At 73.9% G+C, this 24873-nt stretch carries 27 protein-coding genes and 1 tRNA gene; 22 read left to right on the top strand and 6 right to left on the bottom strand.

Features of this window, described 5'->3' with window-relative positions; all coding sequences use genetic code 11:
• Positions 1-41: 41 nt before the first annotated feature.
• From E8M80_RS14645 to E8M80_RS14670, 6 genes are all read left to right on the top strand, one after another.
• The gene (locus E8M80_RS14645; protein WP_137126449.1) at positions 42-2690 is read left to right on the top strand and encodes an AMP-binding protein; all 2649 of its coding nucleotides are present in this window, start codon (positions 42-44) and stop codon (positions 2688-2690) included.
• A 72-nt stretch (positions 2691-2762) separates the two neighbouring features.
• Positions 2763-4586 (top strand): AsmA family protein, encoded by a 1824-nt coding sequence (locus E8M80_RS14650; RefSeq protein WP_137126450.1) that lies wholly within the window; start codon positions 2763-2765, stop codon positions 4584-4586.
• A 3-nt stretch (positions 4587-4589) separates the two neighbouring features.
• Entirely contained in the window at positions 4590-5975 is a 1386-nt protein-coding gene (locus tag E8M80_RS14655) for an MBOAT family protein (protein ID WP_137126451.1), read from the top strand.
• Positions 5950-6996, top strand: coding sequence for a hypothetical protein (locus E8M80_RS14660; RefSeq protein ID WP_137126452.1), 1047 nt, complete (start codon positions 5950-5952; stop codon positions 6994-6996). Before E8M80_RS14655 ends, E8M80_RS14660 begins: the two co-directional genes overlap by 26 nt.
• 52 nt (positions 6997-7048) lie before the next feature.
• A complete protein-coding gene (locus E8M80_RS14665; RefSeq protein ID WP_137126453.1) occupies positions 7049-7660 on the top strand; it encodes a hypothetical protein in 612 nt (203 codons plus the stop codon).
• Positions 7661-7709: 49 nt separating this feature from the next.
• Entirely contained in the window at positions 7710-8177 is a 468-nt protein-coding gene (locus E8M80_RS14670) for a DUF3429 domain-containing protein (RefSeq protein WP_170979427.1), read from the top strand.
• Here the strand turns inward: E8M80_RS14670 and E8M80_RS14675 are convergent.
• Together E8M80_RS14675 and E8M80_RS14680 are read right to left on the bottom strand one after the other, a co-directional pair.
• Positions 8152-8730 carry an HdeD family acid-resistance protein gene (locus tag E8M80_RS14675; protein WP_170979428.1) on the bottom strand — a complete coding sequence of 193 codons (579 nt, stop codon included), beginning with the start codon at positions 8728-8730 and terminating at the stop codon, positions 8152-8154. The genes E8M80_RS14670 and E8M80_RS14675 overlap by 26 nt on opposite strands.
• Before the next feature lie 70 nt (positions 8731-8800).
• Positions 8801-8876: transfer RNA gene (locus tag E8M80_RS14680), tRNA-Ala, on the bottom strand.
• 124 nt (positions 8877-9000) lie between these two features.
• On the opposite strand from E8M80_RS14680, the gene E8M80_RS14685 reads away from it, so the two are divergent.
• From E8M80_RS14685 to rimI, 6 genes are read left to right on the top strand one after another with little or no spacing between them, the layout of a single operon-like run.
• A complete protein-coding gene (locus E8M80_RS14685) occupies positions 9001-9306 on the top strand; it encodes a YggT family protein (protein ID WP_137126456.1) in 306 nt (101 codons plus the stop codon).
• The gene (locus tag E8M80_RS14690; protein ID WP_137126457.1) at positions 9306-9623 is read left to right on the top strand and encodes a DUF167 family protein; all 318 of its coding nucleotides are present in this window, start codon (positions 9306-9308) and stop codon (positions 9621-9623) included. Before E8M80_RS14685 ends, E8M80_RS14690 begins: the two co-directional genes overlap by 1 nt.
• A complete protein-coding gene (folD, locus tag E8M80_RS14695; RefSeq protein WP_137126458.1) occupies positions 9620-10468 on the top strand; it encodes a bifunctional methylenetetrahydrofolate dehydrogenase/methenyltetrahydrofolate cyclohydrolase FolD in 849 nt (282 codons plus the stop codon). Before E8M80_RS14690 ends, folD begins: the two co-directional genes overlap by 4 nt.
• On the top strand, positions 10465-10704 hold the full coding sequence (locus E8M80_RS14700; protein WP_137126459.1) for a hypothetical protein: 240 nt from the start codon (positions 10465-10467) through the stop codon (positions 10702-10704). The genes folD and E8M80_RS14700 overlap by 4 nt, the downstream gene beginning before the upstream one ends.
• 49 nt (positions 10705-10753) lie before the next feature.
• Positions 10754-11422 carry a tRNA (adenosine(37)-N6)-threonylcarbamoyltransferase complex dimerization subunit type 1 TsaB gene (tsaB, locus tag E8M80_RS14705; protein ID WP_137126460.1) on the top strand — a complete coding sequence of 223 codons (669 nt, stop codon included), beginning with the start codon at positions 10754-10756 and terminating at the stop codon, positions 11420-11422.
• Positions 11423-11475: 53 nt separating this feature from the next.
• Positions 11476-11877 carry a ribosomal protein S18-alanine N-acetyltransferase gene (gene rimI / locus E8M80_RS14710; protein WP_255467532.1) on the top strand — a complete coding sequence of 134 codons (402 nt, stop codon included), beginning with the start codon at positions 11476-11478 and terminating at the stop codon, positions 11875-11877.
• A 31-nt stretch (positions 11878-11908) separates the two neighbouring features.
• Here rimI and E8M80_RS14715 read toward each other — a convergent pair whose 3' ends face one another.
• Positions 11909-12178, bottom strand: coding sequence for a sulfurtransferase TusA family protein (locus E8M80_RS14715; protein ID WP_370287448.1), 270 nt, complete (start codon positions 12176-12178; stop codon positions 11909-11911).
• 83 nt (positions 12179-12261) lie between these two features.
• On the opposite strand from E8M80_RS14715, the gene E8M80_RS14720 reads away from it, so the two are divergent.
• The 3 genes from E8M80_RS14720 to E8M80_RS14730 all read left to right on the top strand — a co-directional run bounded on the left by E8M80_RS14720 (position 12262) and on the right by E8M80_RS14730 (position 14233).
• On the top strand, positions 12262-12690 hold the full coding sequence (locus tag E8M80_RS14720) for a MucR family transcriptional regulator (RefSeq protein ID WP_137126462.1): 429 nt from the start codon (positions 12262-12264) through the stop codon (positions 12688-12690).
• A gap of 245 nt (positions 12691-12935) precedes the next feature.
• Complete coding sequence (locus tag E8M80_RS14725; RefSeq protein ID WP_137126463.1) at positions 12936-13433, top strand: Fur family transcriptional regulator; 498 nt, start codon at positions 12936-12938, stop codon at positions 13431-13433.
• On the top strand, positions 13430-14233 hold the full coding sequence (locus E8M80_RS14730; RefSeq protein WP_137126464.1) for a GNAT family N-acetyltransferase: 804 nt from the start codon (positions 13430-13432) through the stop codon (positions 14231-14233). Before E8M80_RS14725 ends, E8M80_RS14730 begins: the two co-directional genes overlap by 4 nt.
• 84 nt (positions 14234-14317) lie before the next feature.
• Here E8M80_RS14730 and E8M80_RS14735 read toward each other — a convergent pair whose 3' ends face one another.
• Both E8M80_RS14735 and E8M80_RS14740 read right to left on the bottom strand, forming a co-directional pair.
• Positions 14318-15772 (bottom strand): amidase, encoded by a 1455-nt coding sequence (locus tag E8M80_RS14735; RefSeq protein WP_137126465.1) that lies wholly within the window; start codon positions 15770-15772, stop codon positions 14318-14320.
• A 7-nt stretch (positions 15773-15779) separates the two neighbouring features.
• A complete protein-coding gene (locus tag E8M80_RS14740) occupies positions 15780-15974 on the bottom strand; it encodes a DUF6494 family protein (RefSeq protein ID WP_137126466.1) in 195 nt (64 codons plus the stop codon).
• Between the two features lie 150 nt (positions 15975-16124).
• Between E8M80_RS14740 and E8M80_RS14745 the strand changes: the two genes are divergently transcribed.
• Positions 16125-16757 carry an FMN-binding negative transcriptional regulator gene (locus tag E8M80_RS14745; RefSeq protein ID WP_137126589.1) on the top strand — a complete coding sequence of 211 codons (633 nt, stop codon included), beginning with the start codon at positions 16125-16127 and terminating at the stop codon, positions 16755-16757.
• Between the two features lie 35 nt (positions 16758-16792).
• Here the strand turns inward: E8M80_RS14745 and E8M80_RS14750 are convergent, their stop codons facing one another.
• A complete protein-coding gene (locus E8M80_RS14750) occupies positions 16793-17764 on the bottom strand; it encodes a tripartite tricarboxylate transporter substrate binding protein (protein WP_137126467.1) in 972 nt (323 codons plus the stop codon).
• A 128-nt stretch (positions 17765-17892) separates the two neighbouring features.
• Between E8M80_RS14750 and E8M80_RS14755 the strand changes: the two genes are divergently transcribed.
• From E8M80_RS14755 to lnt, 6 genes are all read left to right on the top strand, one after another.
• Positions 17893-18804, top strand: a complete 912-nt coding sequence (locus tag E8M80_RS14755; RefSeq protein WP_137126468.1) for a 1-acyl-sn-glycerol-3-phosphate acyltransferase — start codon at positions 17893-17895, stop codon at positions 18802-18804.
• A 275-nt stretch (positions 18805-19079) separates the two neighbouring features.
• Entirely contained in the window at positions 19080-20459 is a 1380-nt protein-coding gene (gene miaB / locus E8M80_RS14760; protein ID WP_137126469.1) for a tRNA (N6-isopentenyl adenosine(37)-C2)-methylthiotransferase MiaB, read from the top strand.
• Positions 20456-21505, top strand: coding sequence for a PhoH family protein (locus E8M80_RS14765; protein WP_170979429.1), 1050 nt, complete (start codon positions 20456-20458; stop codon positions 21503-21505). The genes miaB and E8M80_RS14765 overlap by 4 nt, the downstream gene beginning before the upstream one ends.
• Positions 21506-21566: 61 nt before the next feature.
• Positions 21567-22016: an rRNA maturation RNase YbeY gene (gene ybeY, locus E8M80_RS14770; protein WP_137126470.1), complete on the top strand. Its 450-nt coding sequence runs from the start codon at positions 21567-21569 to the stop codon at positions 22014-22016.
• Positions 22017-22206: 190 nt separating this feature from the next.
• Positions 22207-23109 (top strand): hemolysin family protein, encoded by a 903-nt coding sequence (locus tag E8M80_RS14775; RefSeq protein ID WP_137126471.1) that lies wholly within the window; start codon positions 22207-22209, stop codon positions 23107-23109.
• Positions 23110-23332: 223 nt separating this feature from the next.
• Complete coding sequence (gene lnt, locus E8M80_RS14780; protein WP_137126472.1) at positions 23333-24871, top strand: apolipoprotein N-acyltransferase; 1539 nt, start codon at positions 23333-23335, stop codon at positions 24869-24871.
• Positions 24872-24873: the final 2 nt, after the last annotated feature.

Here is a 24873-nt window from a genome sequence, read left to right on the forward strand (position 1 = left end):
CGTGCCGAAATTCGCAGCGTAGGGCAAAGCGGAGATAGGCCATGGACATGCCGCCCGGCATCGGGGTCGAGTGCTGGACCCCCGCGCGGCTGATCGCGGCCCTCGCCGCGCGCGGCGACGCGCCCGCCGTCTTCACCATGCAGGACGGTTCGGCGGTGCCCTGGCCGGCCGCCGCCCTTGCGCGCGAAGCGCACCTGCTGGCGAGCGGCCTGCTCGCCGCCGGCATGGCGCGCGGGGAGCCCGTCGCGCTCCATGCGCCCAATTCGCCGCACTGGATCGTCGTGCGCCTTGCCATCGCGGCCGCCGGCGCGCTGCCGCTCGCGATCGACGACCTGACCGAGACGGCCGTCGCGGAGCGCATCGCGACCGCGGCGGGCTGCCGCTGGGTCTTCGCTTCGGCCGCGCATGCGGCAGGGCTGGCGGCGCAGGAGGGACGGCGCGTCGTTCTGGTCGACGAACCGCAGGCCACGGCCGGCTGGCACGCGCTGCGCGCATCGGAACCCGGGCCCCTGCCGCCGCTCGCGCCGGATGAGGAGGCGCTGGTTGTGGCCACCTCCGGCACCACCGGCGCGCCCAAGCTGTTCGCGCTCACGCACGCGATGCTGCACGCGAACCTGACGGGCGTGCTGGCGCAGGGCCTGGTTGGCCCGTCCGACCGCATGATGCTGCCGCTGCCGCTCCATCACGTCTATCCGCTGCTGATCGGGCTGATGACGCCGATCGCCTGTGGCGCCGCCATCGTGCTGCCCGAAGGCGTGACCGGCCCGCAGATCGTGCAGGCGCTCAAGGGCGGCCGCGCGACCGTGATGATCGGCGTGCCGCGGCTCTATGTCGCGCTGCTGGACGGGCTGCGCGCCAAGGTCGCGGCGCGCGGGCGCGTCGCCGCCACGGTCTTCGCAGGGCTGCTCGAACTGGCGACCAGCCTGCGCAAGGGCGGGGTCGATGTCGGGCGCCGCCTCTTCGCCGGCCTGCACGCGCAGATGGCCCCCGACCTTCGGCTGATGGTCTCCGGTGGCGCGAAGCTGGACGCCGAGGCGACCTGGACGCTGGAGGCGCTCGGCTGGCAGGTCGCAAGCGGCTACGGCCTGGCCGAGACGGCCTCCCTGTTCACGGGCAATACGCCGGCCGCGCAGCGCGTGGGCTCCGAGGGACGCCCGGTCGCGGCCGGCACGGAGGTCCGCGTCGACGAGCCGGACGCGCTCGGCGTGGGCGAGATCCTGCTGCGCGGCCCCAACGTATTCACGGGCTACCGCGACAACCCCGAGGCGAATGCGGGCGCCTTCACCTCCGATGGCTGGTTCCGCACCGGCGACCTCGGGCGCCTCGACACCGACGGCTTCCTCTACGTCACCGGGCGCAGCAAGGAACTGATCGTCCTCGGCGGCGGCAAGAACGTGATGCCGGAGGAGGTGGAGGCGGCCTATGGCGCCAGCCCCGCGATCCGGGAGGTCGCGGTGCTGGAGCGCGCCGGCGCGCTGGTCGCGATCGTGCTGCCCGACCTCGCCGCGGTGCAGGCGAGCGGGAGTCTCCGCGTCGAGGACGTGGTGCGCATCGCGCTGCAGGAAGCGGCGAAGGGGCTGCCGTCCTACCAGCGCCTGTCGGGCTTCGTCCTGGCGCGGGAGGCCCTGCCGCGCACGCGCCTAGGCAAGGTGCAGCGCTTCCGCCTGCCGGCGCTCTACGACGACCTGCTGGCCGGGCGCGGCGCCGTGGCTGCCCCGCCGCTGACGGAGGAGGAGGCCGCGCTGCTGGCCCGCCCCGGGGCGGCGGAGGTCTGGGCCATCCTGAAGGCGCGTTACGCCGGCAAGCCGCTCTCGCCCGCTGCGAGCCCGGCGCTCGACCTCGGCATCGACAGCCTGGAATGGATCTCGCTGGCGCTCGAGATCGAGCAGCGCACCGGCCTGCGCCTGACCGAGGAGGAGATGGCCGGCATGGCGAGCGTGCGCGCGCTGCTCGAGCGCGCCGCCGGCGGGCCGGGCGAGGCGCCGCCCGCCCGTGGCCCGGCCGACCTCGCCGCCGAGGTCGCCGCCGCCACCACGCCGCCGGGCGTGCTGCTCTGGCCGGTGCGCGCCGCGGGCTGGGCGCTGGCGCGTGGCATCGGGCGCGCGATGTTCAGCCTCAGCGCCACCGGCGCCGGGCGGGTGCCGCGCCAGGGGCCGGTCGTGATCGTCTCCAACCATGTGAGCGACCTCGACCCCGGCATGCTCGCGGCGGCGCTGCCCTTCGGCGCGGCCCGGCGGCTCTGGTGGGCGGGGGCGGCCGAGCGGCTGTTCGTCAATCGCGCCGCGCGCGGCTTCGCACGCACCTTCCAGGTGTTCCCGGTGGATGAGCGCGCCCCGGCGCAGGCCATCGCGATGGCGCGCGCCGTGCTGGCGCGCGGCGAGGCCCTCGCCTGGTTCCCGGAATCCTGGCGTTCACCCGATGGGCGGCTGCAACGCTTCCTGCCCGGCATCGGCCTGGTCCTGGAGGGCATGCCGGAGGTGACCGTGGTGCCTGCGCACATCGCCGGCGCCTTCGAGGCGATGCCGCGCGACGCGCGTTTCCCGCGCCGCCACCCGGTGCGGGTGACCTTCGGCGAACCGGTCCGCGTCGCCGAGATCTCGACGGAGGGCGAGGGTTCGCGCCGGCGCGCCGAAGCCATCGCCGCCGCCCTGCAGGCGCGCGTCGCCGGGCTGGCGGCCGGGACCAGCTGACGCCGCGCGGTGCTTCGCGTCCCGGCCGGTCTGGTGTAGGCAGCGCCCTCCACAACGGGACCGGCCCCGCGCATGCGTCGGCGCACGAAGATCCTCCTCGGCCTGGTCGGCGCCATCGTGCTGCTGGGCGGCGGCGCGGTGCTGACGCTGCCGCAGGTCGAACTCGGCCCCTTCGCCGCGGCGCGGGCCTCGGCGGCGCTCGGGCGCGAGGTGACGATCGGCAGCCTGCGCGTGCGGCCCGGCTTTCCCACCCGCGTCGCGCTGCGCGACGCGCGCGTCGCGAACATCGAGGGCGGCAGCCATCCGGTGATGGCACGGCTCGGGCGGCTCGATGCCACCATCGCCCCGCTGCCGCTGCTGTGGGGGAACGTCGCGCTCGCGGAGGTCGCCGCCGAGGGCTTCGCCCTGCTGCTGGAACGCGCGCCGGGGCGGGTCGCGAACTGGCGGTTCGCCGGGGCTCCGCCGGCCGCGCCCGCCGGCCCGCCGCCAATGCCCGCGGCGTTGCGGGTCACCGACGCCGAAATCGTCTTCCGCACCACCGGCGGGTCGGAGCTCCGTACCCGGATCGACACCGCGAGCCTCGCGGCCGCGCCCGCCGACCGCCCCGCGTCCCTCGCGGCCGCGGGCAGCTACAACGGCGTCGCGGTGGCGATCGAGGCCGCGCTGTTCAGCCGCGACGCGCTGCGCGCTGGTGGCGCGCTGCCGGTGACGCTGCGCGCCACCGCCGAGGATACCGCGCTGTTGTTCGAGGGCACCGCGACCGACCCGCTGAATGCGGACGGGCTCGACGGGCGCATCACCTTCGCCGCCTCGACGCCGCGCGCGGTCCTTGCCATGGCGGGCGTCGCGGAGGGGCCGACGGTGCCGCTGGAATTCACCGGCCGGGCGAGCCGCGACGGCGATCTCTGGCGCCTGACCGAGGCGACGGGGACGCTGGATGGCGTGGCGTTCCGGGCTGCGCTGCTGGAACTGGCGGAAGGCGGCGCGGGCCGGCCCGACGCGGTCAGGGTGCGGCTCGACCTCGACCGGCTCGACCTCGACCCGCTGCTGGCAGGACGCGCGGAGGCGGCCGGGCCGCCGTTCCGCGTGCCGGAGGCACCCGACCCTCAGATCAACGCCGAGATCACCGCCACCGCCTTCGGGCATGCGCGGCTGAGCGGCCGCGATGCGCGCATGACGGCCGAACTCGCCCCGGGGCGCATCACGGCCTCGGCGGCGTTCGAGCCGACGTCCGGCGGGCGCGTCGAGGTCGAAGCCGAGATGCTGCCGCAGGGCGAGGGCGCCACGGCCTCGGTCGGGGTCCGGATGCGCGATGCCGACCTCGATGCGCTGCGCTCGGCGCTCGGCGTGCACGCGATCCCGCTCGAGGGCCCGATCGACGTCGACGCGCAGGTCGCCGCCGAGGGCGCCACGCTCGCCGCCGCGCTCGAGGGCGCGCGAATCTCGGCCGTCGCGGCCATGACCGGCGGCACCATCGCGCGCGAGGTGATCGAGATGGCCTCGACCGACCTGCGCGCGCTGCTGCGGACCTCCCGCGGGCGGACGCGGATCTCCTGCCTGCTGGCCGCGGTCGACATCCGGGGCGGGCAGGGGGAGGCGGCGCCGCTGCGCATCCGCGCCGGCGCCGGCACCATCGCCGGGTTCGCGACCTTCGACCTGAACCGCCGGCGGGTCGACCTCTTGATCGGCAGCGAGCGGGCGACGACGGATTTCCTCGCGCTCGATATCCCGGTTCGGGTCAGCGGCTCCTTCGCCGACCCGGACATCGCCCCGGCGCGCTGGTCCCGCGAGGGACGGGAGCGACTGCAGCGGGGCGCCCTCGCGCCCCTGCCGCCCGACCTCATGGATCTCGCGCGGCAGAGCCCCTGCCACGTCGGGCGCAGCCTCAGGCGCTGAAGGGTGCTGTTCAATTCCCAGGCGCTGGTCCTCGGGCTGCTGCCGCTTGCGCTGGCGGGCTGGTACCTCGCGCCCACGCGCGGCGCGCGGCAGGCGTGGGTGATCCTTGCCTCGCTGGCCTTCTACGCCTTCTGGGACATCCGCTTCGTGCCGCTGCTGGTCGGGCTGACGCTCGCCAACTGGCTGGTCGCGCGCGCCCATGCGGGCCGGCCCTCGGGACCCTGGGCCAGCCTCGGCATCGCGATGAACCTCGGCGTGCTGGCCTGGGTGAAATACGCCAACTTCATCGCCGACAACGTCGCCTGGGCGCTGGGCGGGCGGCATGACGGATGGAGCATCATCCTGCCGCTCGGCGTGTCCTTCTACGTGTTCCAGAAGGTGTCCTACCTGGTCGACCTGAAGCGCGGGCAGGCCAAGGTCTACACGCTGTCCGACTTCTTCCTGTTCGTGTGCTTCTTCCCGCAGCTCGTGGCGGGCCCGCTGGTCCGCCACAACGAGGTGATCTGGCAGTTCGCGCAGCCGCCGCGCCGACCGGAGACGGCCGAGACCCTCGCGCGCGGCTTCGTGCTCTTCACCATCGGGCTCGTGAAGAAGGTGGGCGTCGCGGATACGGTCGCACCCGTGGCGGATGCAGCCTTCGGGCGCGCGGCGGCGGCGGGGCAGGCGCTGGCATCGTCCGACGCCTGGCTCGGCACGCTCGCCTATACGCTGCAGATCTATTTCGACTTCTCGGGCTATTCGGACATGGCGCTCGGGCTCGCGCTCATGTTCGGGCTGCGGCTGCCGGCCAATTTCGACGCGCCCTACCGCAGCGCCTCGATCCGGGAGTTCTGGCGGCGCTGGCACATGACGCTGTCGCGCTTCCTGCGCGACTACCTCTATGTGCCGCTCGGCGGGAACAGGTCCGGCGCGGCGCGGCAGGCCGTGAACGTCGTCCTGACCATGCTGCTGGCGGGGCTCTGGCACGGCGCGGCCTGGACCTTCGTGGCCTGGGGCGGGCTGCACGGCCTGGCGCTGGCGGTGAACGCCGCCTGGCACAGGGCGGGGCTGCGCATGCCATGGGTGCTCGGCTGGGCGCTGACCATGCTGTTCGTCATGGCGGGCTGGGTGCTGTTCCGCGCGCCGGACTTCGCGACCGCGGCCCGGATGTTCGAGGCGATGGCCACGCTGCCGCTGGCGCGCGGCGCGGTCGCGATGGACACGACGCAGACGGTCGCGCTGCTCGGCGGCTGCGCGGCGGCGCTGCTGGGCCCGGCGTCGCAGGTCTTCGCCCTCGACCGCCTGCGCCCCCATCCCTGGGTCGGCGCCGCGGTCGGTGTCGTACTGTTCCTGATGCTGCTGCTGGTCGGCGGGCGGGTGCCCAATGAATTCATCTACTTCCAGTTCTGAGCCCGCGGCGCCCTGGGCGCGCTTCCTGGCGCGGCTGCTGGCCTTCGCGGCGGCGCCGCTCGTCTTCACCTACGCCTTCATCGCGCTGGTCGACCCCTGGGGGATGTTGCCGCTCTCGCCGCCCCTGCCGCGCGAGACGGTCACGACCAACCAGCGCTTCGCCTACCCGATGCTGGCGCGCGACCCCCGCTTCGATTCTGTCGTCATCGGCACCTCGACCAGCCGCCTGCTGCGCCCGGATCTGCTGGGGGAGGTATTCGGCGGCCGCTTCGCCAATCTCTCGATCAACGCGGGCACGGCGTGGGAGCAGATGCGCATGCTCGAGCTGTTCGCGCGCGACCGGGCGGAGGTCCGGCACGTGCTGGTCGGGCTCGACGTGGTGTGGTGCGAGAGCGGGCCGCTCCGCCGCCTGACGCCGCGGCCATTTCCGGAGTGGATGTACGGGCGCAACCTCTGGCGCGGCTATGCCGAGATCCTGAACCCCTTCGCGGCCGAGGAAGCCGGCAAGCAGGCGCTGGCCATGCTGGGCTTCGGCCGGTCGCGCTACGGGCGGGACGGCTATGCCGACTTCCTGCCGAACGACGCGTCGTATGATGCTGCGCGCGCGGCCGCCAACCTCGTGCGGTCGCCGCCGACACCCGCCCCGGAGGGCACGCCCGCCTTCGATTTCCCGCAGCACGCTCTGCTGGCCGAGCGGCTCGCTTCCCTGCCGCGCGATACCGCGGTGCTGCTGTTCCTGGTGCCCTACCACCAGTCCCACCTGCCGGCGCCGGGCTCGATGGACGCGCTGCACTGGGCCGCCTGCCGGCGCTCGCTGGAGGCGGTGGCGCGCGGCCGCCCCGGCGCCGTGCTCGCCGACTTCATGATCCCGAGCCCCATCACGCGCGAGGCGACGCACTACTGGGACCACCAGCATTACCGCGTCGGCATCGCCGACCGGCTGGCGCGGCGGCTGGGCGAGGCGGCGGCGGGCCGGGCCTCGGAGGATGCGGTGCTGATCGTGCCGCCCGAGCGGCATTGATCGCGCGCGCCGGGCGTCGCAGGCTGGCCCCGCATATCGAGGAGGCCCCGCCATGACCGACACGATCACCTTCCCCGGCACCGTCGAGTGGTCGGGGGAAAATCCCGGCATCTCGCTCAAGCAAGACCCGTCCGGGCCCTTCACGACGCTTGCCTCCTTCTTCCGCGTCGTGCTGTCCCCGCATGGGCGTGGGCATGCGCTGGTGCTGATGCTCTCCCCGTCCGAGGAGGCGCCGCCGGCCGAGCGCGCGAATGTGTGCTTCACGGACAACGAGGCGCTCGCGCGCTGGCTGGTGGCTGACTACGTGTCCCATTTCGGGGCATGGCGCGGGCTGCCGGGGCTGAAGGGGCTGCAGTACCGGCCGCTGGACAGTGTGGCGGCGGGCGGCGACGCCATCACCAGTTATTCCGAGACGGTGCGCGCCGGCGACACGACCGTGACGCTCGCCTGGACCGGCCTCGGCAAGCCGTTCTGCTTCGCGCTGACGCCCGCGACCTCGGCCACCGGGGCGCATCACATGCCGAGCCTGTTCGTCGGCTGCGAGAGCGCGACGGTCACGGTGGATGGCCGCGTGCGGCCCGGTGCGCCGATCCCGCGCGACATCGCGGGGCAGCGCATCTCGACCGCCATGCTGGCCTTCTCGGAGACCTGGATCCGCGCCTGACCGCTTGGCAGCCGCCGCCGCCACGGCGCAGAACGGGCGGGGAGGCCGCATGAGCACCGATTCGACCGTTCCACGCCCGGCGCTGCTGCTCGGCCTGGCCGGGCTGCTGCCCAGCCTCGCGATGCTGGCCGTGATGCTGGCGCTGCCCGATTGGCGCGACGCCGCGGCGCGCATCGGCCTCGGCTACGGGGCGGTGATCGCGAGCTTCGTGGGCGGCGCCTGGTGGGGCCTGGTCGCTGTCCGCCCGGATGCCGGGGCGCGGTCGCGGCTGCTGGCGCTGTCGGTGCTGCCCTCGCTCATTGCGTGGCCGGCGCTGCTGCTGCCGCCGGCCGCTGGGCTCCTGCTGCTGGCAATGCTCTTCGCCGCGCTGCTGCCGACCGATGCGCGGCTGCGGCGGGAAGGGATCGCGCCCGCCTGGTGGATGGGGCTGCGCCGGCCGCTGTCGCTCGGGATGGCGCTGATGCACGGCGCCGCGGCGGCGCTGCTCGTGCTCAGTGCGACGCGGCCGCCGGGCTGAGGCGCTTCAGCCGGAACCCGAGCGCGACGAGCAGAACGCCCATCGCGATCGCCTCCAGCGCCACGATCCAGACCACCGCGATCAGCCCGGGGCCCGGCCGGGCGAGCAGCAGCGCGCCGAAGGCCAGCGTCACGATGCCGAGCAGCCCGAGCAGCACATCCGCCGCGCGGAACGCGAAGATGATGCGCGAGAGGCCGGTCGCGACAGCGAAGGCGCCCGCCATCAGCACCAGCAGGAACAGCGAGAGCCCCGGCGCCAGCAGCAGCGCGAGCGCCGCGCCAAGGGAGAGGAGGCCGTCGAGCCAGCTCCAGGCGCCATGCCCTTCGCCGCGCCCGGCGGTCGCCTGCCAGATGGTCGCGGCGCCGTCCACCGCCAGCCAGGCGGCGAGGAAGGCGAGCAGCGTGACGAGCCCGAGCCCCGGAAACAGCAGTGCGAGCACGCCGAACACGATGGCCGCCGCGCCGCGCAGCAGGAAGGCCCACCAGTGCCGTGCCATGCCGCGCAGCAGGGCGACCTTGTCGTGACCCGGCAGGCCGTGCGGCTGATCGGTCATGGCGACGCGTCTCCCAGATCGCCCGGGCAGGCTAGGGCAACGGGGCATTCTGGTGAAGGATCGCGGGCGGTGGTGGAGCTGAGGGGAATCGAACCCCTGACCTCCTCATTGCGAACGAGGCGCTCTCCCATCTGAGCTACAGCCCCGCCGCGCGAGGCGCGGTGAGTGCCCCAGCGCGTGGGGGAAGTCAAGGCGCCTTCGGGGCCGGCGCGGCCGCCTTGTCCGCCCCCGACCGCGCCACTAGGTTCCCCCCACTTCGCAGGAGGGCCCATGCGCGCGCTGTTCTGGCTGCTGGATACCGCGATCAGCCTCTATGTTTGGGCGCTGATCATCTCGGCCGTGCTCTCGTTGCTCCTGGCCTTCAACGTGCTCGACACGCGCAACCGCTTCGTCTGGACGCTGGCGGATTTCTTCTACCGCGTTACGGAGCCGGCGCTGCGGCCGATCCGCCGGCGGCTGCCCAACCTCGGCGGCGTCGACCTGTCGCCGCTGGTGCTGATCCTGTTGCTCTCGGCGCTGCGCATCCTGCTGGCCGAGATCCAGGTCTCCCTGATGCGCAGCGGCTTCGGACTGTGATGGCCACGGCCGCGCCGGCCTTCTGGCGGGCGGCGCCCGGCGCGGTGCTGGTGCGGGTAAGGGTTCAGCCGAAATCCCGCCGCCCCGGACTGGCCGGCCTGCGCGCCTCGGCCGACGGGCCGCGGCTGTCGCTCGCGGTCGCCGAGGCGCCGGAGGACGGGCGAGCGAACCGCGCCGCCTGCGCCGCGCTGGCCGGCGCCCTGGCCGTGGCGCCCTCGGCGGTGGAGGTCGCGCAGGGCGCGTCCTCCCGCGAGAAGACGCTGCGCGTGGCGGGCGACCCCGCGGCGCTGGCGGCGCGGCTCGAGGCGCTGGCATGACCGCCCGCATCCTGGACGGCCGCGCGATCGCGGCCGGGCTCCGCGCGCGGCTCGCCGAGCGCGTGGCCGCGCTGCCCTTCCGCCCGGGGCTGCGCGTCGTGCGGGTGGGGGAGGACCCTGCCTCCGGCGTCTATGTCCGCAACAAGGACAAGGCGGCGCGGGAGGCCGGCTTCGACAGCTCGACCATCCACCTGCCCGCCGATACGACCGAGGCGGCGCTGCTCGCGACCATCGCCGTGCTGAACGCGGACCCGGCGGTGGACGGCATCCTGGTGCAACTACCCCTGCCGCCGCAGATCCGCGTCGAGGCCGCCATCGCCGCGGTCGACCCGGCCAAGGACGTGGACGGCTTCCATCCGCTCAATGCCGGGCGCCTGGCCGCCGGGCAGCCGGGCCTCGTGCCCTGCACGCCGCGGGGCGTCATGCACATCCTGGCCGAGGCGGGGGTGGCGCTGGCCGGCGCGCGCGCCGTCGTGCTCGGCCGGTCGCAGATCGTGGGGCGTCCGATGGCGCAATTGCTGCTGGCCGCCGACTGCACCGTGACCATCGCCCATTCCCGCACACGCGACCTGCCGGCGGAATGCCGCCGCGCCGAGATCCTGGTCGCCGCCGTCGGCCGGCCCGCGATGGTGCGCGGCGACTGGATCGCGCCCGGCGCGGTGGTGGTCGATGTCGGCATCAACCGCGGCGCCGACGGCCGGCTGGTCGGCGATGTCGCCTTCGCCGAGGCCTTGCCGGTCGCCGGCGCCATCACCCCCGTGCCGGGCGGCGTCGGGCCCATGACCATCGCCTGCCTCCTCGAGAACACGCTGGACGCGGCGATCGCGCGGCGGGGGGCGGCATGATCCTCTGGCGCATCCTGCAGGCGGTCGGCGTGGCGGGCATCCTCGCCTGCGGGCATCTCGCCTGGCAGGCGAGCCCTTGGGGCGGGGACGGGTGGAACCGGGCGCGGCTGCTCTATGCCGGCGCCGGGGCGATCCCGGCGCTCGCGCTGATCGGGATCGCCGCGCTCGGCGTCGCGCTGCGCCGCCAGGCGGCCGAGATCGCGGAGATCAAGGCGCTGCTGCGGCAGGGGCGATAGGGCCGCGCCCGGCCTCCCGCCGCCGCGCGAAGTGCCGTAAAGCGCGCCGATGAGGATTCTCGCGATCGAGGGCGCGCTCGCCCGCTGCTCCGCGGCCGTGCTGGCCGGGGGCGCGGTCGTCGCCGCCGAGGCCGCCGAGGCGGCACGCGGCCATCCGGCGCTGCTGCCCGCCATGGCGGCCGCCGTGCTGGCGCGCGCCGGGCTCGCGGCGACGGCGCTGGACGCGGTCGCGGTCGGCGTCGGCCCCGGCGGCTTCACGGGCCTGCGCGCCGCGATCGCGTTGGCCGAGGGCATCGCCCGGGGCGCCGGCGTCCCCCTGATCGGCGCGACCACGGGGGAGGTGCTCGCCCAGCCGCTGCCCGAGGCCGACCGCGCCGCGCGGCCGGTCTGGGCGGTCGTGGACAACCGCCGCGGGCGGATGGTGCTCGAGGCCTTCGCGCCCGGCGCCGCGACGCCCGCCGCGCCCCTCGTCGCGCTGCTCGACGACCTGCCGCCAGTGGCGGGGTCGCTGCTGCTGTTGGGCGATGCCGCCGAAGCGGTGGCCGCGGCGCTCCTTGCGCGCGGCGACCTGGCCGAGGCGCGGCCCGGCCTGCCGCTGGCCGAGGACCTGGCGCGGCTCGCCGCGCGCCGGCTGGCAGGGCACCTGCCGCCGCGCGGCGGCGCGCCGCTCTACGCCGAGCCGCCGGCGGTCCGGCCCCCGGCGGGGCTGCCGGCCTGACGCCGCCCCGGATCCTGCCGGCCGGGCCGGAGGCCGCGCCTCTCCTTGCCGCGCTGCATGAGGCGGCCTTCCCGCGCGCGGAGCGCTGGGGCGCCCAGGCGATCGCCCTGATGCTGGCGCTGCCCGGCCATTTCGCGCTGCTGGCGGTGTCGGATGACGACCCGCTCGGCTTCGCCATGGGCCGGGTTGCGGCGGCGGAGGCGGAGGTCCTGACGATCGCCGTGCGCCCGGCTTCGCGACGAGTGGGCGCCGGGGCGGCGCTGCTCGGCGCCCTGATGGCCGAGGCGGCGCGGCGGGGGGCGGCGGAGGTCTTCCTGGAGGTCGCCGAAGGCAATGTCGCCGCCCGCGCCCTTTATACCCGCAGCGGCATGACCGAGGTCGGGCGCCGCCGGCGCTACTACCCGGACGGCGCGGATGCGTTGGTGTTGCGGGCCGGCCTCGGCGGCCGATCGTGAAAACTTGGCGCCGGCCCTCGGGCGCGCGCCTTCAACCCTTCCGGCGGATCAGGAGGCGCGTCCGGCCGTCGGCGCCGTCTTCCTGCGACAGCACGGCGTGGCCCTGCCCGGCGGCGGTGCGGGGGACGTTGCGGCGCGGCTCGTCGCCTTGCAGCAGCACCTCGAGCACGGCGCCGGGCGCCAGCCGGTCGAGCGCGAGCCGGACACGAACGAAGGTCATCGGGCAAGTCTCGGAGGTGATGTCGAGCTGCGCATCCGCCGGCAATTCTTCGTCCCGGCCCATTTCTGTCATACTTTTCATCGAATTCATCCCTTGCAACATTGCGAGCCTGTGACTCCCGTTCTAGAAGACGCTATCGAAGACGACTGAAGGGGGCTGACGTCGTGGCAGAAATCAATCCAAAGACCGAACTTCTGGGCCTGACGGCGCAGATCGTCTCGGCGCATGTATCTCACAACCCGGTTCCAGCGTCGGAACTTCCCGGTCTGATCAGCGAGGTCTTCCGCACCTTGACCGGTGTCGGCAGCGCCCCGGCGCCCGAGCCGGAGCGTCCTCAGCCCGCCGTGCCGATCAAGAAGTCCATAACGCCGGGCTACCTGATCTGCCTCGAGGACGGGAAGAAGCTCAAGATGCTGAAGCGGCATCTCAAGACAGCCTACAACCTTTCGCCCGAGCAGTATCGCGAGCGTTGGGGCCTGCCCGCCGACTACCCGATGGTGGCGCCGGACTATGCGAAGCATCGTTCGTCGCTCGCGAAGAAGATCGGCCTCGGCACCACGCCGCGCGTGCGCGGCAAGGGCAAGGGCGCCTGAGAGACCATCCGGGAATGCGTCGACTGACGCATTCCCTGGTCCCGTGCGGGCCGCCGCCGTTCCCCGGCCAGCCATCCGGGCTTCCGTCGTCGGGCGACCGGGCGGGAATTCGCGCCGGCGCCGGGCGCATCGAACAGCCGCCCGCGCCCGCCGCGCCGCGGGAGTGGCCGGCCGGCCCGTCCCGCACTAAGGTCCCGGGCCGCGCCGACGCCGGTGCGCCCCGTTCCGAAGGTTTCGTCCGCGTCATGGAGTCCCGACCCCGTCCGCGTGCCCCGGCACAAGACCAGCCGGCATCCCGGATCGAGAGGCTCTGCATCGAGCGCGGCCTCAAGATGACCGGCCAGCGCCGGCTTATCGCGCGCGTTCTGAGCGAGGCCGAGGACCACCCGGATGTCGAGGACGTCTATCGCCGGGCGCTCGCGCTCGACAGCAAGGTCTCGATCGCGACCGTCTACCGCACCGTCCGGCTGCTCGAGGAGAACGGCATCCTCGAGCGGCGCGACTTCGGCGGCGGCCGCGCGCGCTACGACCCGGCCGACCGCGGCCACCACCACCACCTGATTGACGTCGACAGCGGCCGCGTCATCGAATTCGCCGACGAGGAATTCGAGGCGCTCGCCCGTGCCCTCGCGCGGCGGCTCGGCTTCACGCTGGTAGGCCAGCGGCTCGAACTGTTCGGCCGGAAGGAGGAGGCGGAGCCCGACCGCGCCGCGCCGCGCCGCCGGCCGGGGAAGGAACCATGACCGCGGAGGATCCCGGCTTCGGGGAACTGCGGTCCGGGCGGCTCGGCGTGCGGCTCGCCGTGGATGCGGCCGAGATCGACGCCGTCCAGGCGCTGCGCTACCGCGTCTTCTACGAGGAGATGGGCGCGCACCCCGACGCCGCGACGGCGGCGACGCGCCGCGACCGCGACGATTTCGACGCGGTGGCGGACCACCTTCTCGTGGTCGACCACGACCGGGGCGAAGGCGCGGATTCGGTCGTCGGCACCTACCGGCTGATCCGCCGGCCCGCCGCCGCGCGGCTCGGCCGCTGGTATTCGGCGGCCGAATACGACATCTCGAAAATCATCGCCTTCGAGGGCGAGGTGCTGGAACTCGGCCGGTCCTGCGTCGATGCCGAATACCGGACGCGCGGCACGCTGCAACTGCTCTGGGGCGGGATCGCGGCCTATGTGTTCAAGCACCGGATCGCGCTGCTGTTCGGCTGCGCCTCCCTGCCCGGCACCGACCTCGGCGCGCTGGCGGACCAGCTCACCTACCTCGCGGCCCATCACATGGCGCCGGAGGCGATCCGTCCGCGCGCCCTGCCGGACCGCTACGTCGACATGATGCTGAAGGACCCCGCGACGATCGACGCGAAGCGGACCCTGGCCGGGCTGCCGCCGCTGGTGAAGGGGTATCTGCGCCTCGGCGGCTTCGTGGGCGACGGGGCGGTGCTCGACCACCAGTTCAACACCACCGACATCGCGGTGCTGGTGAAGACCGACCTGATCACCGACAGCTACTATCGCCACTACGAGCGCAAGATTCGCGAGGCATAGGCGCGCGGCCGGCGGTCGATCACCGCCAGCGCAGCGCCGATCAGCGCGATGGCGGGCAGGTGCCGCGGCGCCGGCGCCGTTCCTTCACTCGTAGGGCGGCACCGTTCCTTCCCGCGGCGTGATCGGCAGCATCCGGTCGAGCCCCGTCATGCGTTCGAACAGCGCCGCCACCTGCAGCGCGCGCGCATCCTGGCGCGGCGGCGCCACCACCTGCAGCCCGACCGGCCGGCCGTAGCGGTCGAAGCCGCAGGGCACCGCGACCGCCGGGCAGCCGGCCAGCGTTGCGAAGGCGTTGATCAGCGACCCGCCCATGTAGTTCTCGAGCACCTTGCCGCCGATCTTCTCCGGCGCGCGGAGCATCACGTCGAAGGCCGGGCTCGAGGCGCCCGGCGTGATGAGCACGTCGCACTGCGCGAAGATGTCGCGCATGGCGCGGAAGAAGCGCGCGCGCTCATGCTCCGCCCAGGCGAGGCGGGACGGCGTCTCGGTCAGGCCGCGCTCGGTCTGCCAGACGATGTCGGGCTTGAGCTTGTCGCGCTGCGTCGCCAGCAGGCTCTCGCGGTCCACCACGAAATGCTGGCTGCGCAGCACGAGGAAGGCCTCCATCAGGTCGCCGATGGGCGGGTGGGTTTCCTCGATGATGCAGCCCAGGGATTCGAAGCGGCGGACCTCCTTCGCACAGATCTCCGCCATCTCGCGGTCCATCGCCATGGCGCCGCCGAAATCGGTGGTGAAGGCGATGCGGACGGGCCGCTCGGCCTCGGCGGCGGCGACGGCGTCGACGTAGGGGCGCGCCGGCGCGTCGTAGGTCAGCGGGTCGTGCAGGTCCCAGCCCGCCATGGCGTCGAGGAACAGCGCCAGGTCCGGGATGTTGCGCGCCATCGGCCCCTGGACCGACAGGGTGGACCAGAGGTCCTCCTCCGTCCCGCGCGTCACGCGGCCGGGGGAAGGGCGCAGCCCCACGACCGAGCAGTAGGTCGCCGGCCGACGGAGCGAGCCGCCATGGTCCGAGCCATGCGCGAGCCAGACCTCCCCCGTGGCCAGCGCCACCGCGCCGCCGCCGGTCGACCCGCCGCAGGTGAGCGACGTGTTCCACGGGTTGCGCGTGCGGCCGAAGACCTCGTTGAAGGTCGATCCGCCGGCGCCGAATTCCGGCGTGTTGGACTTGGCGACGACGATGCCGCCCTTGCGCTCGATGCGCTCGACGATCGGGTGGCTCCAGGCGGGCACGTGGTCGGCGAAGATCGGGCTGCCGTAGGTGGTGCGCACGCCGGCGACGTCCGTCAGGTCCTTGATCGCGACGGGGAGGCCGGCGAGCCAGCCGGCCTCGCCCTCGGCGTCGCGGCGCTCGCCGCGCAGCAGAGCCTTCGCGTGGTCGCGCGCCCGGTCGAGGCAGAGGGTCGGCAGCGCGTTGACCGCGGGCTCCACTGCCGCGATCCGCGCAGCGGCGGCCTCGATCAGGTCGAGCGGCGTGATCTCGCCGGTGCAGAGCCGGGCCACCGCCTCCGTCGCCGTGAGGCGGATGAGGTCCTCGGGCATGGGGCGGTCAGTCCAGCCGGATTTCGGCTTCGACGACATGCTGCAGCCCCGGCGCATCCGGGGAGGTCAGCGCCATGTGCAGCCGCAGCACCTTGCCCTTCACCGAGCCTTCGCGCGCGACGCGCTCGATCTCGCGCTGCGAGGTGACGCCGACCTCCTTGAGGAACTTGCGTAGTTCCATGTTGAAACGGTCCTCGTCCATGGCATGTCTCCTCCGCGGCGGTGCCGGTTCCCGGCGGGCCCGGCGCGAGGATAGAGCGTTTTTCGCATGACCGGCACCGGCCCGCGGGCCGGTGCCGATTCCGCCGCTGAGGAAAACACCCTAGCCTGCACCGGCAAGGAGCATCGCGCCATGTACAACCCGCCCGCCTTCCGCGAGGACCGGCCCGAGGTGCTGCACGGCATCATGCGCGCCGCGCGGCTCGCGCTGCTGGTCAGCGCCGCGCCGGACGGCGGCGCGCCGGAAGCCACGCACCTGCCGCTGGTGCTGGAGGCGGCCGAGGGCCCCCACGGCACGCTCTACGGTCATGTCGCGAAGGCCAACCCGCACTGGCGGGGCCTGGCCGCGGCCGGCGTCGCGCGCGCCATTTTCCCGGGGCCGGAGGCCTATGTCTCGCCCTCGCTCTATGCGTCGAAGCAGGAGCACGGGCGCGTCGTGCCGACGTGGAACTACGTGGCGGTGCACGCGATCGGCGCGGTCGAGGTTATCGAGGACGGTGAACGGCTGCACGCCCTGGTCTCCCGCCTGACCGAGCGGCACGAATCGCCGCGCGCCGCGCCCTGGGCCGTGACCGACGCGCCCGCGGCCTTCGTGGCCGGGCAGTTGAAGGGCATCGTCGGCGTCGTGCTGCGGATCGGGACGCTGATCGGCAAGCGCAAGCTCAGCCAGAACCGGAGCGAGGCAGACCGGGCCGGGGTGGTCGCGGGCCTCGCCGCGAGCGAGGACCCGGCCGACCGCGCCGTGGCGGACGAGATGTCGCGCTGAGCGCGCCGCGCCGGCTGTGCCGGGCGCGGCCGGCATCAGTCGATCCGCGCGCCGCTCGCGCGCACGATCCGCCGGTGCAGCGCGATCTCATCCGCCAGGAAGGCCGCGGCGCGCGCGCGCGTGCCGCCCAGCGGCGCCATGCCGGCGGCCTGCAGCCGCGCCGCCGCGGCAGGGTCGGCGATCACCTCGTTCGCCAGCGCGTTCAGCCGCGCGAGCACCGGCTCCGGCGTGCCCTTGGGCGCCATCACCATGAACCAGGTGCCGAAGGCGAGGCCCTGCAGGCCGGCTTCCGCGGCCGTCGGCACCTCGGGCAGCTGCGGCACGCGGGCATCGGCCAGCACCGCGACCGGCACGACGCTGCCCGACTGCACCTGCGGCAGCGCGCCGGTCACGAGGTTGAACATCGCCTGGATGCGCCCGGAAAGCAGGTCGGTCACCGCCGCCGCCGGCCCGGAATACGGCACGTGCTGCATGTCGGTGCCGGTCATCTGGCGATAGAGCTCCCCCGCCAGGTGCATCGAGGACCCGTTGCCGGTCGAGCCGAAGTTGATCCGGCCGGGATTGGCGCGCGCGAAGGCGGTGAACTCGGCGAGCGTGCGCGGGCCGAGGTCCTTGTTCACCACCAGGATGTTCGGGACGTTGCCCACCAGCACCACGGGCTCGAAGTCGCGCACCGGGTCGAAGGGCAGGTCGGCGTAGAGCGTGACATTGGTCGCGAGCGTGCCGGCCCAGCCCCACAGGAATGTGTATCCATCCGGCGCGCTGCGCGCGACATGGGCCGCGCCGACATTGCCGTTGGCGCCCGGCCGGTTCTCGATCAGCACGCGCTGGCCGAGCCGCCGCTCGAGCTCCTGCGCCATGATGCGGGACAGCGTGTCCGCCGTGCCCGCGCCGCCGGCCGTGGGCACCACGATCCGCACCGGCCGGTCGGGCCAGGCGCCCTGCGCGCGCGCGGCGCCCGGGGCCAGCAGGGCAGGGGCGGCGAGGATGTGGCGGCGAAGGATCATGGCGGCGGGTCCCGGAATGGCAGGGCCATGCTGGACGGCCCCGGGGCGCCCGGGCAAGCGCCGCCGTCACGCATCCTTCTCGACGCCGTCATTGCGGCGCCATGGTGGCCACGCTACCTCGCTGATCCATGGACACAGTCGCCCGTTCGCCCGAGGAGGCGCTGAGGCCCCGCCGCCTCCTGCGCCGCAATCCGCTGAACTTCCGCCCCTGGATGCCGGGCGACGTCTGGGGCGACGTGATGGAGCCACGCCCGATCGGCGGGCGCATCCGGGCGGTGCGGCGGATCATCTTCGCCGTGCTCTGGACCGCGGTCTCCATCCCGGTGCAGTCGGTCCTGATGCTGCTGCCCGGACGGGGCAGCATCGTCTTCGCGCGCACCTACCACCGCGTGCTCTGCCGGCTGATCGGCCTGCGCATCCAGGTGATCGGCGCGCCGGCGCCGGGCGGGTCGGTGCTCTATGTCTCCAACCATTCCTCCTGGCTCGACGTGCTGGTCCTGGGCGGGGTGCTCGAGGCCGCCTTCGTATCGAAGGCCGAGGTCGGGCAATGGCCGGTGGTCGGCACCGTCGCGCGGCTCGGCCGCACGGTCTTCGTCAGCCGCAAGCGCACCGGCACGGGCAAGGAGGCGGAGGAGATCCAGCAGCGTCTGGCCGGCGGCGGCAGCATCATCCTGTTCCCCGAGGGCACGTCGAACGACGGCACGCGGGTGCTGCCCTTCCGGTCCTCCTTCCTGGCGGCGGCGCAGCACGCGAAGCAGGTGCAGCCGGTCTCCCTCGTCTACGATCGGCTCGGCGGGCTGCCGGCCTGCCGGCGCGACCGGCCGCTCTTTGCCTGGTACGGCGACATGGACATCGCGACGCATTTCTGGCGCATCGCCCGGCGTTCGGGCGGGCGCGCCACGGTCCTGCTGCACGACCCCGCCGACCCCGCGGCCTTCCCCGACCGCAAGGCGCTGACGGCGGCGGCCAGCGACGTGGTGGCCGAGGGCGCGGCGCTGCTGCGGCAGAACCGGCCGGCGCAGCCGCTTCGGATGAAGTAGGGATTGGTCGGGCAGGGGCGGATCGAGGGGGCCGCCGCCCCCCTCGGGGTCCCTCCGCCAGGGGACGACGGTCCCCTGGCCCCGCGATCCATGGCGGCCGTCCCGGGGGCGGATACCCTCGCCGCGCTTGACCGGCGCGGAAGCGATTGGCCACGCTGCCGGCATGGCGAGTCGCTCCCGGCGTCCGGTCGCTTGACCCGCGCAGCCACGCTGCGCATCTCCCCTGCCTCTCTCCGCCGCGGCCCGCGCGGCGGGGCAGGTGGAGCCTGACCCGCATGACCGACGCCCAAGCCCCCCGCAAGCGCCTGCTGATCCGCACCTGGGGCTGCCAGATGAACGTCTATGACAGCGCCCGCATGGCGGATGTCCTGGCGCCGCTCGGCTACGCGCCGACCGAGGCGGTGGAGGAGGCCGACATGGTCATCCTCAACACCTGCCACATCCGCGAGAAGGCGACCGAGAAGGTGTTCTCGGACCTCGGCCGGCTGCGGGAGGCGAAGCGCGAGCGCGGCGGGGACATGGTCATCGCGGTGGCCGGCTGCGTCGCCCAGGCGGAAGGGGCCGAGATCACCGCCCGCGCGCCCTGGGTGGACATCGTGCTCGGCCCGCAATCCTACCACCGGCTGCCGGAGATGGTGGCGCGCGCGTCGCGCGCCGCCGGCGCCGTGATCGAGACCGAGTTCCCGGCCGAGGACAAGTTCGACCACCTGCCCGAGACCACGACGCCGCAGGGGGCCACGGCCTTCCTCACGGTGCAGGAGGGCTGCGACAAGTTCTGCTCCTTCTGCGTCGTGCCCTATACGCGCGGGTCGGAATATTCCCGGCCCGTGGCCGCGATCGTGGCCGAGGCCGAGCGGCTGGTGGCGCTCGGCGCGCGCGAGGTCACGCTGCTCGGCCAGAACGTCAACGCCTGGCACGGGGAGGGGCCGGACGGCCGCGCCTGGACGCTCGGGCGTCTGGTGCGGCGACTGGCCGAGGTCCGGGGCCTCGCCCGGATCCGCTACACCACCTCCCACCCCCGCGACATGGACGACGACCTGATCGCCGCCCATGGCGACACGCCGGCGCTGATGCCCTTCCTGCACCTGCCCGTGCAGTCGGGCTCGGACCGGGTGCTGAAAACGATGAACCGCGGCCACACGGCGGCCGACTACCTGCGGCTGGTCGAGCGCCTGCGCGGCGCGCGGCCGGACCTCGCGCTGTCGACCGACATCATCGCCGGCCACCCCGGCGAGACGGCGGCCGACCACGAGGCGACACTGGCGCTGATCCGCGCCGTCGGCTTCGCCCAGGCCTTTTCCTTCAAGTATTCCGCCCGCCCGGGAACGCCGGCCGCGACCATGGCAGGGCAGGTGGACGAAGCGACGAAGGACGCCCGGCTGGCCGAGGTGCAGGCCCTGCTGCGCGACCAGCAGGCGGCGTTCAACCGGTCCCGCGCCGGCATGGTGGCCGAGGTGCTGGTCACCGGCGCAGGCCGCCACCCCGGCCAGATGGCCGGCCGCACGCCCTGGCTGAACCCGGTGCATTTCGATGGCCCGGCGGACCTCGCGGGGCGCATCGTGCCGGTGCGGATCCTGGCCGGGCATCCGAATTCCCTCACCGGCGCGCTCGCCGCGCCGCGCCACGACCAACCCAGGGAGAGACCAGCCGCTTGACCGCCACTCCGAGCCTCGCCCTCCGCGCCGCGGACGCGCGCAGCCCGATCGAGCAACGCTCGGTCACGCTGCAGTTCGACGACAACGTCCTGCTGCCCCTGTTGCACGGGGAGCACGACAGGCACCTGGCGCGGATCGAGCAGGTGCTCGGCGTGCGCCTGGCGTCCCGCGGCAACCGCATCGCCATCTCGGGCGGCGCGGAGCGGACGGAGATGGCGGAGGCGGCGCTGCTCGCGCTGTGGAAACGGCTGGAACAGGGCCAGCATGTCGGCACCGCGGAGGTGGAGGCCGCGCTCCGCCTGGCCGAGGGCGGCGCCGAGCAGGGCGAGCCCCGCCTGCCGCTGGCCGACCTGCCGGCGATCCACACGCGCAAGGGCGCGATCGCGCCGCGTTCCCCGGCCCAGGCGGCATATATCGAGATGCTGGCGCGGCGCGAGATGGTGTTCGGCATCGGGCCGGCGGGGACGGGCAAGACCTACTTGGCGGTGGCGCAGGGGGTCGCGTTGCTGCAATCGGGCAGGGTCGACCGGATCGTGCTAAGCCGCCCCGCGGTCGAGGCGGGCGAGCGGCTCGGCTTCCTGCCGGGCGACATGAAGGAGAAGGTCGATCCCTACCTGCGGCCGCTGTACGACGCGCTGCACGACATGCTGCCGGGCGAGCAGGTGGCGCGGCGGATCGCGGCGCAGGAGATCGAGATCGCGCCGCTCGCCTTCATGCGCGGCCGGACGCTGGCGCATGCGTATTGCATCCTGGACGAGGCGCAGAACACCACCCCCGCCCAGATCAAGATGTTCCTGACGCGCATGGGGGAGGGCAGCCGCATGGTCATCACCGGCGACCCGACCCAGGTGGACCTGCCCTCGGGCCAGCCGTCGGGCCTGGCCGAGGCGCTGCGCATCCTCGAAGGCGTGGATGGCATCGGAGTCGCGAGATTTGCGGAGCGGGATGTGGTAAGGCATCCGCTGGTTGCCCGGATCGTCGCCGCCTATGGGCGGGCCGACGAGCAGGTTCGGGCGAAGAAGGAGAGATATGGAACCGGGAAGTAGCCGTCCCGGCCGAGGTCGCGTTTCAGGCGGCCAGGCTGGGCTTCGGAACGGGCCAGGGGGGATGGTGGACATCTCCGTGGTCCTGGCGGCGCCGGGCTGGCGCGCCGCCGTGAAGCGGCCCGAGGCGCTGGTGCGCCGGGCCGCCGAGGCCGCATTGCGCGAGGCCGGCGCCACCGGCGCGGTGACCGTGCTGCTGACCGACGATACCGAGGTCAAGCGCCTGAACGGCCAGCATCGCGCCAAGGCGAAGTCGACCAACGTGCTGTCCTTCCCGGCGGGGGCGCCGGGCGTGCTCGGCGATGTCGCGCTGGCGCTCGGCGTGGTGCGGCGCGAAGCGCGCGAGGCCGGGCGGCACCCGGCCGCGCACCTGGCCCATCTGGTGGCCCATGGCGCGCTGCACCTGACGGGGCACGATCACCTCGAGGCCGGCGAGGCGCGGCGGATGGAGCGTGCCGAGGCGCGCGTCATGCGCCGCCTTGGCTTGCCCAACCCCTGGCGGCACGTGGCATGACGCCCGTCGCGACACGCGCCACCGCCGCCCGCCGCCCGCGCGCCCGGCACCCCACACGGCGGCCCGAGGCCGCGGGCGCGGAGCGCACGGCGCGACCGCGCCCAGCCCGCCCGTCATGCCCCGCGCGCCCGTGCATGGCGCGCAAGCCAAGCGGCCGGAGGCCGCGCCCGGCGTCTGAGGGCACAACACCATGAGCGAGGTCTCCCCCAGATCCGGCCTGTTCTGGAAGCTTCAGAGCCTGCTGCGCCGCCGCGAGGCGGAATCCGTGCGCGACCGCGTCGAGGAACTGATCGAGCGCCGCCACGAGGACACGCGCGAGACCGAGGGCGAGGAACCCGACGAGAGCGACCTCGACACCCATGAACGCGCCTTGCTGTCCAACGTGCTGCGCCTGCAGGGCACCACCGCCTACGACGTGATGGTGCCGCGCGCCGACATCATGGCGATGCCCGAGGAGCTGACGATCCAGCAGGCGATCGCCCTGATCCAGAAGGACGGGCACAGCCGCTACCCGGTCTACCGCGAGGGCCTCGACGACATCGTGGGCATGGTCCACATCAAGGATGTCTTCGCCTCGGTCGGGCGGGAAGGGTCCTTTGACCTGAAGTCGATCCTGCGGCGGCCGCTGTTCGTCGTGCCGTCCATCCCCGTGCTCGACCTGCTGCTGCAGATGCGCCAGTCGCGCGTCCACATGGCGCTGGTGGTGGACGAATACGGCGGCATCGACGGCCTCATCACCATCGAGGACCTGGTCGAGACCATCGTCGGCGACATCAGCGACGAGCACGACGAGGACGTCGAGCCGCAGATCACCGAACGCGCCGACGGCACCATCGAGCTCGACGCCCGCACGCCGATCGCGGCCTTCGAGGCGCGGTTAGGCCAGGTGCTGACGGATGAGGAACGCGGCGCAGACATCGACACGGTGGGCGGGCTCGTGTTCACGCTCGCGGGCCGGGCGCCGGCCAAGGGGGAACTCGTGTCCCATCCGTCGGGGCTCGAATTCCAGATCCTGGACGCCGACCCGCGGCGCATCCGGCGGCTGCGCGTGCGCCGGCCGGGGGACCCGACCCAGCGCGCTGCGGCCGAGTAGGCGGGTGGCATTGCGCGGCCGCGGCATGGGGGCGCCGCCCCCCTGCACCCCCTGCCAGAGGCCGAAAGGCCTCTGGACACCATCATCGGGGTGGTGCGCCACTGGCCGACGCCGCGCCGACCCAGGTATCGGGTTCCAAGGGCCTTTCGGCCCTTGGCGGGTGGGTCCCGGAGGGCGGAGCCCTCCCGCCATCGCCCCGCCCGCCTCCTAGGACCCTTGCCGCATGTGGGATCGTCTCCTCGGCCATCTTGCCGCGCGTCGCGGCTGGCGTGCCCTCGTCACGGCGGCGGGGCTCGGTGCCCTGGCCGCACTGGCGCTGCCGCCGGTCCATGCCGTGCCTGTCCTGCTGGTCGCGATCCCCGGCCTGCTGGTCATGCTGGGTGCCGCGCCGACGGGGCGGGCCGCGTTCTGGGTCGGCTTCGCCTGGGGCTGGGGGCATTTCGCGGCCGGACTCTACTGGATCACCCACGCCATCCTGGTCGAGGCCGAGCGCTTCTGGTGGCTGGTGCCGATTGCCGCGCCTGCGCTGGCGCTGCCGCTGGCGCTGTTCGTGGCGGGGCCGGCGGCGCTCGCCTGGCGGGTGCGGGCGGGCTGGCCGCGCGTGCTCGTCTTCGCCGGCGCCTGGGTCGGGTTCGAGTTGCTGCGCGGCTGGGTCTTCACGGGCTTTCCCTGGAACCTCCTCGGCACGGTCTGGGCCTTCGGCGCGCTGCCGGTCCAGGCGGCGGCCTGGGTCGGCGTGCACGGGCTGTCGCTGGTGACGCTGCTGGTGATGGCGACGCCGCTGCTCGGCCGCCGGGCGATGCTGGGCGGTGCCGCCGCGCTGGCGGGCTTCGCCGCCTTTGGCCTGGTGCGGCTCTGGCCGGAGGAGCCGGCGCCCCGCCCGGTCGGCCTGCTCATCGTGCAGGGCAATGTCGCGCAGGAGCTGAAGTGGCGGGAGGAGCAAAGGATTCCCGTGCTGCGCCGCTACATCGAGGGCACGCGCGAAGCGGCGCTCGCCGCGCTGCGCGACCTGCCCGAGGACTACGGCCTGGTCGTGATCTGGCCCGAGACGGCCGTGCCCTTCCTGCTGGCCGACGACCCGGAGGTGCGGCGCCTGGTGGCCGGGGCGCTGCCGCAGCGCGCCATGCTGCTCTCGGGCAGCGTGCGGGCCGAATTCGGCGCGCAGGGCCGGGCGCAGCGGGTCTTCAACAGCTTGGTGGCGATCGACCCGGCGGGGGAGGTGCGGGGCGTGGCCGACAAGGTCACGCTGGTGCCCTTCGGCGAATACATGCCGCTGTCGGGGCTGTTGCCCATCCGGATCGTGCAGGGCGGGATGGATTTCTCCTCCGGCGGGGAACGTCGGCCGGTGCGGGCCGGCTGGGTGCCGCCCTTCGGCGCGCTCATCTGCTACGAGGTGATCTTCCCGGGTCGCGTCACGCCGGCGGAACGCCCCGATTGGCTCGTGAACGTCACGAACGATGCCTGGTTCGGGATCTCGGCCGGGCCCTGGCAGCACCTGGCTGCGGCGCGGCTACGCGCGATCGAGGAAGGGCTGCCGCTCGCGCGGGCCGCGCAGACCGGCGTCTCGGCCGTGTTCGACGCGCGTGGGCGGGAGGTGGCGCGCACGGGACTCGGCGAGACGGGTGTGCTGATGGCGCCCTTGCCCGCGGCGCGGGAGCCGACGCCCTTCGCGCGGTTCGGACTGCCGATCGGCGGCATCCTGGCCGTCCTCGCCCTCGCCTCCGGGTGGTGGGCAGGGCGGAAGACGAATCGCCAACCGTGAGA

The organism is Roseomonas sp. HF4 (assembly GCF_005222755.1).
In the GTDB taxonomy this organism is placed as follows: Bacteria; Pseudomonadota; Alphaproteobacteria; order Acetobacterales; family Acetobacteraceae; genus Neoroseomonas.

What these genes read in the sequence shown, in the direction of transcription:
- E8M80_RS14675 (WP_170979428.1), bottom strand. Translation starts at nt 8,730, where the DNA reads ATGACCGATCAGCCGCACGGCCTGCCGGGTCACGACAAGGTCGCCCTG.
- E8M80_RS14650 (WP_137126450.1), top strand. Translation starts at nt 2,763, where the DNA reads ATGCGTCGGCGCACGAAGATCCTCCTCGGCCTGGTCGGCGCCATCGTG.
- E8M80_RS14700 (WP_137126459.1), top strand. Translation starts at nt 10,465, where the DNA reads ATGATCCTCTGGCGCATCCTGCAGGCGGTCGGCGTGGCGGGCATCCTC.
- E8M80_RS14645 (WP_137126449.1), top strand. Translation starts at nt 42, where the DNA reads ATGGACATGCCGCCCGGCATCGGGGTCGAGTGCTGGACCCCCGCGCGG.
- folD (WP_137126458.1), top strand. Translation starts at nt 9,620, where the DNA reads ATGACCGCCCGCATCCTGGACGGCCGCGCGATCGCGGCCGGGCTCCGC.
- lnt (WP_137126472.1), top strand. Translation starts at nt 23,333, where the DNA reads ATGTGGGATCGTCTCCTCGGCCATCTTGCCGCGCGTCGCGGCTGGCGT.
- E8M80_RS14665 (WP_137126453.1), top strand. Translation starts at nt 7,049, where the DNA reads ATGACCGACACGATCACCTTCCCCGGCACCGTCGAGTGGTCGGGGGAA.
- E8M80_RS14725 (WP_137126463.1), top strand. Translation starts at nt 12,936, where the DNA reads ATGGAGTCCCGACCCCGTCCGCGTGCCCCGGCACAAGACCAGCCGGCA.
- E8M80_RS14690 (WP_137126457.1), top strand. Translation starts at nt 9,306, where the DNA reads ATGGCCACGGCCGCGCCGGCCTTCTGGCGGGCGGCGCCCGGCGCGGTG.
- E8M80_RS14740 (WP_137126466.1), bottom strand. Translation starts at nt 15,974, where the DNA reads ATGGACGAGGACCGTTTCAACATGGAACTACGCAAGTTCCTCAAGGAG.
- ybeY (WP_137126470.1), top strand. Translation starts at nt 21,567, where the DNA reads ATGGTGGACATCTCCGTGGTCCTGGCGGCGCCGGGCTGGCGCGCCGCC.
- E8M80_RS14745 (WP_137126589.1), top strand. Translation starts at nt 16,125, where the DNA reads ATGTACAACCCGCCCGCCTTCCGCGAGGACCGGCCCGAGGTGCTGCAC.
- miaB (WP_137126469.1), top strand. Translation starts at nt 19,080, where the DNA reads ATGACCGACGCCCAAGCCCCCCGCAAGCGCCTGCTGATCCGCACCTGG.
- E8M80_RS14755 (WP_137126468.1), top strand. Translation starts at nt 17,893, where the DNA reads ATGGACACAGTCGCCCGTTCGCCCGAGGAGGCGCTGAGGCCCCGCCGC.
- E8M80_RS14730 (WP_137126464.1), top strand. Translation starts at nt 13,430, where the DNA reads ATGACCGCGGAGGATCCCGGCTTCGGGGAACTGCGGTCCGGGCGGCTC.
- E8M80_RS14715 (WP_370287448.1), bottom strand. Translation starts at nt 12,178, where the DNA reads ATGAAAAGTATGACAGAAATGGGCCGGGACGAAGAATTGCCGGCGGAT.
- E8M80_RS14735 (WP_137126465.1), bottom strand. Translation starts at nt 15,772, where the DNA reads ATGCCCGAGGACCTCATCCGCCTCACGGCGACGGAGGCGGTGGCCCGG.
- E8M80_RS14775 (WP_137126471.1), top strand. Translation starts at nt 22,207, where the DNA reads ATGAGCGAGGTCTCCCCCAGATCCGGCCTGTTCTGGAAGCTTCAGAGC.
- tsaB (WP_137126460.1), top strand. Translation starts at nt 10,754, where the DNA reads ATGAGGATTCTCGCGATCGAGGGCGCGCTCGCCCGCTGCTCCGCGGCC.
- E8M80_RS14670 (WP_170979427.1), top strand. Translation starts at nt 7,710, where the DNA reads ATGAGCACCGATTCGACCGTTCCACGCCCGGCGCTGCTGCTCGGCCTG.
- E8M80_RS14660 (WP_137126452.1), top strand. Translation starts at nt 5,950, where the DNA reads ATGAATTCATCTACTTCCAGTTCTGAGCCCGCGGCGCCCTGGGCGCGC.
- E8M80_RS14750 (WP_137126467.1), bottom strand. Translation starts at nt 17,764, where the DNA reads ATGATCCTTCGCCGCCACATCCTCGCCGCCCCTGCCCTGCTGGCCCCG.
- E8M80_RS14685 (WP_137126456.1), top strand. Translation starts at nt 9,001, where the DNA reads ATGCGCGCGCTGTTCTGGCTGCTGGATACCGCGATCAGCCTCTATGTT.